The 3,259-nt window shown below is 66.9% G+C and carries 2 protein-coding genes and 1 pseudogene; all 3 read right to left on the bottom strand.

The window, feature by feature from the left end:
* Nucleotides 1-292, bottom strand: a pseudogene (locus tag ACIQ2E_RS13565) (hypothetical protein); the annotation flags it as partial.
* A 46-nt stretch (nt 293-338) separates the two neighbouring features.
* On the bottom strand, nt 339-2,702 hold the full coding sequence (locus tag ACIQ2E_RS13560; protein ID WP_398331590.1) for a CsoS2 family carboxysome shell protein: 2,364 nt from the start codon (nt 2,700-2,702) through the stop codon (nt 339-341).
* 164 nt (nt 2,703-2,866) lie between these two features.
* Nucleotides 2,867-3,208, bottom strand: coding sequence for a ribulose bisphosphate carboxylase small subunit (locus tag ACIQ2E_RS13555; RefSeq protein WP_010316537.1), 342 nt, complete (start codon nt 3,206-3,208; stop codon nt 2,867-2,869).
* Between the last annotated feature and the right edge of the window lie 51 nt (nt 3,209-3,259).

Genomic DNA, 3,259 nt, shown 5'->3' with positions numbered 1-3,259 from the left:
CGCCGCCCACCAAACGTTGTCTGGAGTGAGCGCTAGCCGGCTTGATCACCACCTGTGTCGCGACGGGACGCACGCGCCGAGGTGAACTGCTGATTCCCTGCATCGGAGTGACGGCCGCTTCAGCCTTCTTGCGGCTGCTGCGCGAGTTGCCGACGCGGGCCGCGTTGGCCAGCTCACGCTGGCGCAACACCTTGCTCAGAGCTGAGGTTGGGTTCAGCTCGGCCGGGGGCTGATCCGCTGCTTCTGCACCCCCATTGCTGCCGAAGCGGCGTCGGGGAGCCGTGGGGCTCATAGCCCGCTCGTTGTTGGCGGTTCTCCGACGCATCTGCTCTTACCCCTCAGCCGCGGGCGCCGCCAGACACCGTGATCAAGGAACCCTGATCGGTGCTGCCGCTGGAACCGGTGATCTTGCTGTTGGGAGGAGGAACGTCCTGGTTGCGCTTGTTCTGCTGACCGGGCATGGCGCTCATCGGACCCACGCGAGTGGGGTTGCGGCGTCGCGCCGAGCTGCCCTCGGTGCCGGTCACGCGCTCACCGCGATCCCAGTCATCACCGGTGATCTTGGTGCCCGAACCCTCGCCGGTGACCCGGGAGGCGGGGCGCAGATCCTCATCCATGCTGACGGGAGCGGCAGCTGCTGCGGCCAGGCGCTGGCTGGCACGGCGGTCGAAGCGGAATTGCTCGGTTCCGGTGACCTTGCCACCGGCCATGTCAAAAGGGCCGGTGATCCTCCCGCCTTGCTCATAGGTGCTGCCGGTGACGGCACCGGTGCGCTCACGCTCCACCTGGGCGGCGCGGGCGGGGGATTGCACGCTGAACTGCTGCCAGGCGGCCTGGTTCAGGGGCTGGGGGAAGTCGGCATCGTTGCGGGTTGAGGTGCCACAGGCGGCAGCCTGTTGGTCCGCGCCCACGTAGGGGGTGCCGGTGACGTCTTCGCACGCGCCGCGCTCGGCGCCCGTCATCACGCCGCCGATGCCGGGCTGGATGCCGGTCATGCGGTTGGCGTTGCGCATCGCGGTGCGCTCGCGGGTGGCGCGGACGGCCTGGGCGTTGCAGAAATCGCCGGCCTGCTCAAGCCCTGCGTAGGGGGTGCCGGTCACCACCTTGCAGGTGCCGGGCTCATCGCCAGTCACGTTGCTGGAACGGCCGGTTCGGGTGCCGCTCACCACCTGATTGCGGTTGGTCACACTGAAGCCCACCTTGGGTGCTTCAGGGGCAGGACGGCTGCCACAGAACCCCTCGAATTGCTGGCTGCCGATGTACTCGTCGCCGGTTACGTTGCGGCAGCTGCCGGGCTCATCACCGGTGACGCGCTCGCTGCGGCCCACAGCGGTGCCGGTGATGCCGGTGCCGCGCAGGGTGTTGAAGGTGTTCACCTTGGTGGGTGCCCGACCGGCTGCGGGAGCTTCAGCGCCCAGGTATTGATCGCCGGTGAGTTGACGGCCGGAGCCTGGTTCATCGCCGGTGACCTTCTCGCTGCGGCCCACCAACACACCGCTCACGGCCTGACCGCCGAGGGTCTGGCTGCGACCCACTTTGCGCACGGAGGGAGTAGTGGTGCCGCAGTAGGCGGCGGACTGGTTGGCCGAGATGTATTCGGTTCCGGTCACGGTTTTGCAGGTGCCGGGCTCATCGCCAGTGACCTTCTCGCTGCGACCGACTTCGTTGCCGGTGACGCGATTGCCGTGACTGGTGGCGCTGACGCGCACCTTGGCAGGCTGGATCGGAGCGGCGGGCTGGGTGCCGCAGAAGGTCTGGAATACCTCGGCGCCGAGATATTCAGTGCCCGTGATGGTGCGGCAGGTGGCCGCCTCGTTGCCGGTGGTCTTCACCGAACGGTTGGCCTGGGTGCCAGTGACGGTCTGGCCGGAGAGGGTTTCGCTCACACCCACTTTCCAGGAGGCATCAGCGGCGGCGGCTTGCTTGGCGCCGTGGCGGTTGGGGCCGCTGGGTCGGGTGCCGCTGTTGCGGGCAGTGCCGGCAGCGCCGGTTTTGCTCTTCAGCTCCCGCACCTTCTGCGACAGCTCACGAGCGCTGAGATCGGGGTTGATCTGGCGAGCCACGGCAGCTGCGCCGCTCTTGCTGCTGCTGGAAGCTGACTTTCCGCGCTTGGAGAGCGCCTCACGGCGAGCCAGCACCAGGGCGCGGCTGGGATTGTGCTGAGCGGCTGCCTTGCGGGTAGCCGGGCGATTCGCGCCAGCGCTGCTGCTGGAGGCGGAGGCGCGGCTGCTGAGGGAGAGGCTTGCCGCCTGGGTTCTGTTGGTCCCGCCACCCTCGTGCTCCTGGCATTTGCACTTGTGCTCGGTAGCAGCCGGTGCAGCGCTGACCTTGGGCGCTTCTCTCGCGACATCAGTGCGGGTGCGATCGCGCGATTGCGAAGCACGCTTGCCGCCACGAGCCAGAGCTTCACGCCGGGCCAGCACCAGATCACGGCTGGGGTTGCTGACGCGCTTGGCGCTGTTGCTGCTGCGGGCCGGCGCCGCGCTGGGCGCGCTCAGAGTCCGCTGGGGAGCAGGGGTGGACGCCGGTGCGGAAGGGGCCGGTGCCGCAGCGGGTGCAGCTTGGGTGCGGGTGGGGCGGGCATCGGCTGCCGTGCGCACGCGTCCACCGCCGGGGCTCACACGGCTGGCGGCCTTTTTGCCTCCATCGGTGAGGGCCTTACGGCGCTCCAGGGCTGCTTCGCGACTCGATTTAGTGGCCATGTCCGCCCGGCGTATGGAATGACTGGGGTTGCGGCACTCCTGCCCTGTGGATTCACAGGCCTGCAGGGAGTTGCACAAAAGAATCCGATCGTTGTGTCAACGATCAGTTCAAAAAGGTGTGGTCCCGGATGAACCGGGACCAACGTTATTCGTCGCTGAAGTGATCAGCGGCCTTCGAACACCACGAAGCAAGCGCCTTGGCTCTGGGTGTAGGCGTCGTAGCCCACGAGGCGCACGTGGTGGTCGGGGTAAGCGCGGTGGCAAGCTTCGAGCTCGTTAACGATCACGCTCAGATCCTTCTCACCGAAGAAGGGCAGTTTCCAATAAGACCAGTAGGTGGCCATGGAACGGCTGGGGTGCACGTGCTCAACGAGCGGGCTCCAACCCTGGGCAATGATGTACGCGATCTGGTCGTAGATCTCGTCCTGGGTCATCGGCGGGAGGAAGCCGAAGGTCTCCAGGGTGGCGACTGTTTGGTAGTCACCCACGGTGCTCTTGAAAGGCATGGGGTTCCTTGAGATGGATGGAATGAATGCTTGGGAGGGAAACAACCCGAA

Origin of the sequence: Vulcanococcus sp. (assembly GCF_044369115.1) — a bacterium.
Taxonomy (GTDB): Bacteria; Cyanobacteriota; Cyanobacteriia; order PCC-6307; family Cyanobiaceae; genus Vulcanococcus.
This window is presented reverse-complemented; position numbering and strand designations above follow the sequence as displayed.